Annotated in this window: 5 protein-coding genes; 4 read left to right on the plus strand and 1 reads right to left on the minus strand. The window is 55.7% G+C overall.

Annotated features, from left to right (window positions below):
• Both AC066Y_RS42680 and AC066Y_RS42685 read left to right on the plus strand, forming a co-directional pair.
• Nucleotides 1-106, plus strand: a 106-nt coding sequence (locus tag AC066Y_RS42680; RefSeq protein WP_478277977.1) for a transposase domain-containing protein, incomplete at its 5' end; no start/stop codon positions are given.
• 834 nt (nt 107-940) lie between these two features.
• The gene (locus AC066Y_RS42685) at nt 941-1,681 is read left to right on the plus strand and encodes a hypothetical protein (protein ID WP_478279071.1); all 741 of its coding nucleotides are present in this window, start codon (nt 941-943) and stop codon (nt 1,679-1,681) included.
• A 955-nt stretch (nt 1,682-2,636) separates the two neighbouring features.
• On the opposite strand, the gene AC066Y_RS42690 is transcribed toward AC066Y_RS42685, so the two are convergent.
• Complete coding sequence (locus tag AC066Y_RS42690; protein ID WP_478279072.1) at nt 2,637-3,515, minus strand: radical SAM/SPASM domain-containing protein; 879 nt, start codon at nt 3,513-3,515, stop codon at nt 2,637-2,639.
• 937 nt (nt 3,516-4,452) lie between these two features.
• Here AC066Y_RS42690 and AC066Y_RS42695 point away from each other — a divergent pair.
• On the plus strand, nt 4,453-5,691 hold the full coding sequence (locus AC066Y_RS42695) for a cytochrome P450 (protein WP_478279073.1): 1,239 nt from the start codon (nt 4,453-4,455) through the stop codon (nt 5,689-5,691).
• 267 nt (nt 5,692-5,958) lie between these two features.
• Nucleotides 5,959-6,312: a hypothetical protein gene (locus AC066Y_RS42700; protein ID WP_456718418.1), complete on the plus strand. Its 354-nt coding sequence runs from the start codon at nt 5,959-5,961 to the stop codon at nt 6,310-6,312.
• Nucleotides 6,313-6,737 lie beyond the last annotated feature (425 nt).

Here is a 6,737-nt window from a genome sequence, read left to right on the forward strand (position 1 = left end):
CAACGTCGATCCGTTCGCCTGGCTCACCCTCACGCTTCAGCGTATCGCCAATGGCTGGCCGAGCAGCCAAATCGACGTACTTATGCCATGGAACCACGCCGCCTGACGGCCTCAGCTTGCCGCTTACTTTTTGGCGATGGAAGAAAGTAAAGAAATGATTCTCCTGGGACAGGAACGATCTGTTTGTTAGAGTCGATCTCCGCACGCGATACGCTCATTAAGTTGTCCAAAATTCGACGAATGAAAATTATCCTAATTGGGTATCAGTGCATCTCTCTCGTATGCACGTGCCGGCGACGTTAAAATGCCGTCGTTGTCGGAAGATTCTGAAGACGCCTGAGATAGAAAGCACAATCACCAATGGCCAGACTGCTATTGAGATGATTGGAACGCGGGTTGTGTGTCTAAGAGTGACCGCAATCAGCTTGGAGCAGGAATTTTTTACGAACCGGACGGACTAAACTAACCATGAGGGAGCCCAGCGCTGTTGCAGGGGTGCCGATTTAAAGCGCCAATAGCGAAAGCAGAAGGCTTTTTGATCCACCAGCGACGTCGCTCGTGTGGTTGCGGAGACGGCAGCATCAAGATGAGCCCGCTGCTGACAAGCTCTACTGCTAGGATCGAGACCTTAGCATGTCGGGAAGCAGACAAACCCAACTCAAACGTCATCCAAACTGTCGACGATTGCTTGGCACGAAGAATGCACACCCCTAGCCATGCCTAGGGGCTTTCCGGGCATGGCTACCATCACTAGTTGCGGCCGTGGCTGGCCACTGAAGTTAGCGGCGCCTAACATAAGGCAGACAGCGTCTGCTCGGCCGATACCGGCGGGCGTCTTGTCACGTCGCCGCTAACTTTCAACGGCGTGAATAGCGGGCTTGTAGTACGGTTAGAGCAGAATGAACGGGACGCGCTGGAGAGGCGCGAAAGACCTCGGAAAATGAACGCAGAGAACAACTTCGCGGCCCGGCTCCTTGACGCCGGACGCCTAGCAGCAATCGCGCGTACACGTGGCCTGAAGGCGGATGTTTCATACTACGTCGACGAGGCGCTCAAGGAGCTTTGGCGGACCAGATCACCGGAAGAAGCAAAAGCGATCGCAGAGCGTTGGGTCTTTTGGGACGCAAAGGGGAAGCCTTGGCCGCGCATGCCCTCACTGGAAAACGTCGTCCCGTTAAAACGGACCGGCGCGGCCGAGATGCCGAGGACGCCCTTGCAAGCAATCCGCGAATGGTTCGAAAAACAAGATGAGGACGTACGATTTGAAATTGCTGGCATGGCGGCGCTTTTGATTTTCGAAGGTGGCAATCTTCTCGACTTCAGCAACAAGGAATGGTGCGACCATTTGCGCCGATGGCTCAGTGAGACGGGATTACCAAACCATAAGGTCATCGGCCGTGCTCTGACGTTTCGCACCTGTTTCGAGTATTTCTCGGAGAGCAGGTTCACCGAAGCGGCGTGGATGCGATCCAAAGAGGCAGCCGTGAAAATCCTTGCAGACGCTGGCCTCGACCCAACCTCCGAAGCTGCGAGTCTCGCACCTATTGCCCAAAAAGTGCTGGAGAGCTTGCCCGCGCGAAAATGCCGCTGGATCGAAGTAGGCAAGTCCTGGAGCAAACTCGTCGATACCAGACTGGCACCCCAGGTCCTCAGGGGTTGGAACGCCTTGCATATGGAATAAGATCAAAGGCAGCGCTTGAATGTGTGCTCGGCGCGGCGCCCTAATACAGTAAGCTGACGGAGTCGTCATCCGTCTCGAAAAACTGAGCCAACACCTGCGGGACAAACGACAGAATACAAACCAGACCGCCCACAGCGAAGAGAGGAAGCGCCGCGCAAATGCGACATTGTAACCGAGTGGCAAGCTGGCCTGGCTCGTTAGCAGGTTGATCGTGCTGATGATCCAAAGTGAGGAGAACGTAAGAGGGGCGGCATTCTTGGTTTCGGCGAACTTGACGAAATCGATGGTTCGGACAAGTTGCGTGGAGAGCGTCTTCTCGAAGGCTTCTTCTTCATCGTATCCTTCATGATGAGAACGGCAGCCGGCCAATACTGTTTGAGCTATGAGCGTCCTATTGAGCGGAAAATCAGCGCACAATGTCGCAGTTGATTCTGCGGCAGCTCTCACGATGTGCAGGTGATGACCTCCCGGGGAACGAGTCTGTCGGATACCCACATCGCATGGTTTGTGGGAGGGCACCAGCGCCGCCGTGGGCGGGTTTTCCCGGCAAGATCGGCAAGTCGATGTCGTTGTAATCGATCGTGGATGGAATACTCTGCAGCTACTCACCTCGCTGAATTGCAAGCGCAACGTTGGTCTCGTCATGGCGGGCATGTGGGTCAGGCCCGTTACGCTGTCTTGTACGTTCGAACTCCCATTGGAGAGCGGCTCGTTGAATTACTGAAGACGGCTTTTGGATCGATCGAGAGGCACGAGATCAACTGCGAAGCCAAATCGTCCGTCATCTTGCGGGAAAAGCATCTACCACCTCCAGTCGCACCAGTTGAACATAGGCGGTCCTTGGAGCTCTCCTAAGGGCTGGTCCCCGGTCGTGCATTTCGCCGAAGCGCGACTCTGATCCGCCTTCTGGCGCTAGTCCAGCTGGTGCAGCGCGCTTCCATCGGTATGGCCATTCTCACAGCGCGCGGGCAGGGCTCCTACATTCCGGCTCCGGTTTGGCAAATTCACACGTCCTGCAAAGCAGAAAGCCATCCGTACCGTTCATGCGGTCGGCGATTTCGCTAAATATCCGGCCTTCGAACAGATCTTCGTACTCGTCGCGCAAAAGATTCCCAAGGACATGACGCCGCTCAAAATCCATGCAGCACAAAGTAACATCGCCGTTTGGAAGAAGGACATTCCGATGCTGCTGTTTCCCATTGCATGTCAGAGTGCCGGCGATCGGCTGCCGGGAGGTGATCATTCTCGGATCTATACGTCCTCGCCTGCTACTCAGCGGCCGCAAGCGTTGTAGCTTTTTGGCGGGGATTACGTCGGCTAGATCAGGATGGATTTTACCCAGGACCACCAATTGAATTGAGGGAATGTTTGCCTCAATCAGTCGGCGCATGACATTGATGTAGTTTTTTCCGACGAGGCGGCTGTTCATATAGGTGCCGTCGTCGGGTACGTGAACGACGAAAGTCTTGAACCGGAGCACTTGCAAGCGCCGAACGTCAGTTCCGTTCATTCCAACAAGGGTCGTGAAGATCCGGACGTCGTGGCCGCGTGCGTAAGCATGCTCAACCATCGTGCTGCAATGCGGATGCAACCAGGGCTCCGAATATCCGGCAAAACTAATGCCGGTAGCTGTCGGTACGCGTGAGAGACATTGCTTGAAATCCTGAACACCCAGATGCTTGGCTTGGGATACGAGCCTTTGGCGATCTGCGAACTTGTCCTGGGAGCAATAAGAACATCTGACGATGCAGCCGGTGGTCGTGGTTATCTCCAATACCTTGCTACCAGGATCAGCCGCGCGCAGATTCTGCAACGTCGTCGGGTATGCCGTCATTCTCTTTGATCCTTTCAGGTGGAACTGCTGGAAGGAGAGCAAGGGGCGGTCGGCAATGCGCCGGGTTCGACAACGCGCTTGCTGAACGTGGCACCGATCTCTCGGGGGCGAATACCGCTTTCTACGTGCTGACTGCGCATAGTACCGTTCGCTGTCACTGACATCCTCGTCTAGCTTTCGCGTGAGCCGGGTGCCAGGCCTGGCCTCCTCGTCGCAATGGTCTGCGCAGAGCTTGCCGAGCAGCGGTGATGCTGATCAGAAGCTGACCGGGCGAAAGGGCTATTTGGAGTTCTGCCTATGACGGTGCCAGGGCCCGGACCATCCTTTTTACTTGTGGCGCAAGCCATCGTCCTTGCGAATGGTTCCGCGGCCATGAACTGGGTGGATAGCGATTGAGCATCGTAGCCTCGGAGACGATCGTTCTCGAGAGCTCCTGTCTCGTTCAGTTGCTGGGCTGCCCGCCAGGATGTTGGATCAAGCAGGCGTTTGTCGGGTCGAACAGAACATTTGCGTACTCTCGGTGGTGCTGCGGCTAGGTGGTGTCAGGGAGGATGAGCCGCGCTAATGATTGTCGCCGCACGCGCTGCGGCCCAAAAATAGCTTCAATGCGGCCGTGAGGAGCCAAAGAGGTTCGCATTTGAGATCTTCAAGACCTGGAAAGCTGTGGTGGCATGTCAGCTATTTGATTTCGAGCAACGATATAGCCGATCTCAGGCGATGCCAGCGTTGCCGTGATGGTTCTAAGGTCCACTGGATTGGATCGACTTGGAAAGTCAATGCGATCTATCCTGCCAGAAATGGTAGGAGAGGCCGGCTCGCGCTTTGAGATACTTTGTTGGAGCGAGGACATGCTCGCAACCAACACATCAGGGCGGTCGTGGAGAGCGACTATGCGGACCCGTATGCTCTCGAATGAACAAAATCTGCGGAGACCATCATGAAAGCGAGATCGGCACGTAGAGCCGATGAGGCGTCGAGTATCCCGCTGAGCAAGCTGGATGTTAGCGAAGCCAAGCGCTTTCAGGATGATAGCATATGGGGATACTTCGAGCGGCTGCGAAGGGAGGATCCCGTTCACTACTGCCAAGACAGCTGCTATGGCCCCTATTGGTCCGTCACGAAGTACCGCGATATTGTCGCGGTGGATACAAACCATAAGGCATTCTCGTCAGAACAGGGTGTCACGATCGTCGATGTGCCTGACGAGCACTGGACCCCGAGCTTCATTAAGATGGGTCCTCCAAAACACGCCGGGCAGCGCAATACCGTAAGTCCGATAGTTGCACCGGATAACCTGGCGAAGTTTGAAAGTCTGATCCGCTCGCGGGTCAGGGTGATCCTGGACGGGTTGCCGCGCAATGATCCGTTCAATTGGGTGAATATGGTCTCGATCGAGCTGACGACGCAGATGCTTGCCACGCTCTTCGACTTTCCCTTCGAAGACCGACGGCTCCTGACCTATTGGTCAGATGTAGCTGTTACACCTCCGAGAGCCGGCCATGCCATCGACAGCTGGGAAAAGCGAAGGACAATCCTGTCCGGATGTCTTGAGTATTTCACGCGACTTTGGAACGAGCGCATTAATGCCGAGCCGCGCCTGGACCTGATTTCTTTGATGGCACATTCGCCCGACACGCGCCATATGAAGCCGGATGAGTTTCTCGGCAATCTGATCCTGCTGATCGTCGGAGGCAATGACACCACCCGCAACTCGATGACCGGCGGCGTCTTATTCATGAATCAGTACCCCGGCGAGCTGCGAAAACTGCGCGATAACCCTGCGCTCGTGTCGAGCGCCGTGTCGGAGATTATTCGATACCAGACACCGATCGCCCATATGCGCCGCACCGCGGCGGCAGATTGCATTCTGGGTGGCAAGCAGATCGGCAAGGGCGACAAGGTCGTTATGTGGTATATCTCTGGCAACCGGGATGAAGAGGTCATCGAGAATGGCGACAGCTTTGTGATCGACCGCAAGAATGTGCGGCAGCATCTATCGTTCGGATTTGGTATCCATCGGTGCGTTGGTCGGCATCTTGCACAACTGCAGTTGAATATCCTCTGGGACGAAATATTGCGTGCAGGGCTAGACGTAAGCGTTGTCGGCGAACCGGAGCGAATCGCATCTAATTTCGTGCACGGCTATTCCTCACTCCCAGTGCGGATTGCAGCCTAGTCCCTGATCGCGTCGGCGGCAGGCGGCACGCGGTGCGGTTGGGCTCGTCTTGAACCGCATTCGTTAACGCCACTAGCGAAAGCGGCTTGATCGGCGCCAAACAATCGCTGCATGTCGCGGGCCGGTCGACAATCAGGCAGGCGTTGACGAGCCCGCGTAAGGAGCGACTGGTGAGCCGGCCCGGCGCCGTGTAGGCGCCGGACAAGCGAAAAAGCAACGCCAACGGTGCCCTCCAATTCCCCATATCCGGGCCGCCATGGACAGCCGATGAGCTTGATATTGAAGATTGTAGCGGTGGCAGCGATTTTCCTTGGAGAAGCGATTTCGATCATCGCCGAGTTGATTGCCTCAAGGCGGTTTGGAAAGGCCGGCGGGGATGTGACAATGCTCCTGCCGATGTTTCTCCTGATATCTTTCGGTGGTATCCTTCTCGTTTTCGGATACGCGCTGGGCTACATGCATCTAAAGAATATCTGGATCATTGTCGCAATATCGGTGGGAGCTATTCTGGTGGTGGAGCCGATACTCACTCTTCTCCTCTTTAGAAACGTTCCGACGACCGGTTCGCTGATCGGGTTGATGCTCGGTGCGCTTGGTACGCTCGCTGCCGTATGTCTATGAAGCTGATCTGACTGAGCCTGGATGGGTACCAGCTTCGCCGAGATGTAGTTGCAAAAGACCTGCGCATCGTCGGTTCTGCTCGCTTCGGCCGGGGCTAATGCTGTTGCTGATCGGCTTTCTACGCTTCATCAGGGGCGGTGCGTGGCCGCTCGCTTCGTAAACTCTTCTCGAAGTCTCCTTACCGGATAGTGAGACGCGTGCGGGCCGGCCCTAGGTCTTGATCAATCTTCGCTGGCCAATTTCTGCCCGACCACAGCGTTGCCTGGTGCTCTCCAGCATTTGGATGGCTTCGTCCAGTTGTGAGCGTCATGCGGAGACCACGCGCTGAGGGTTGATCTGGTCGGCTAGGAAGATCTCGCGGAATGGTTTGTCGCGAGGTCACAATGTCAAAGAATAGTCGTAAGGATAGCGATAAGGATAGGCAT

This window comes from Bradyrhizobium sp. USDA3010 (genome assembly GCF_056429065.1).

Bases quoted from the DNA above. Each gene is read 5' to 3' on its own strand.
- AC066Y_RS42685 (WP_478279071.1), top strand. From the start codon at position 941: ATGAACGCAGAGAACAACTTCGCGGCCCGGCTCCTTGACGCCGGACGC.
- AC066Y_RS42700 (WP_456718418.1), top strand. From the start codon at position 5,959: ATGAGCTTGATATTGAAGATTGTAGCGGTGGCAGCGATTTTCCTTGGA.
- AC066Y_RS42695 (WP_478279073.1), top strand. From the start codon at position 4,453: ATGAAAGCGAGATCGGCACGTAGAGCCGATGAGGCGTCGAGTATCCCG.
- AC066Y_RS42690 (WP_478279072.1), bottom strand. From the start codon at position 3,515: ATGACGGCATACCCGACGACGTTGCAGAATCTGCGCGCGGCTGATCCT.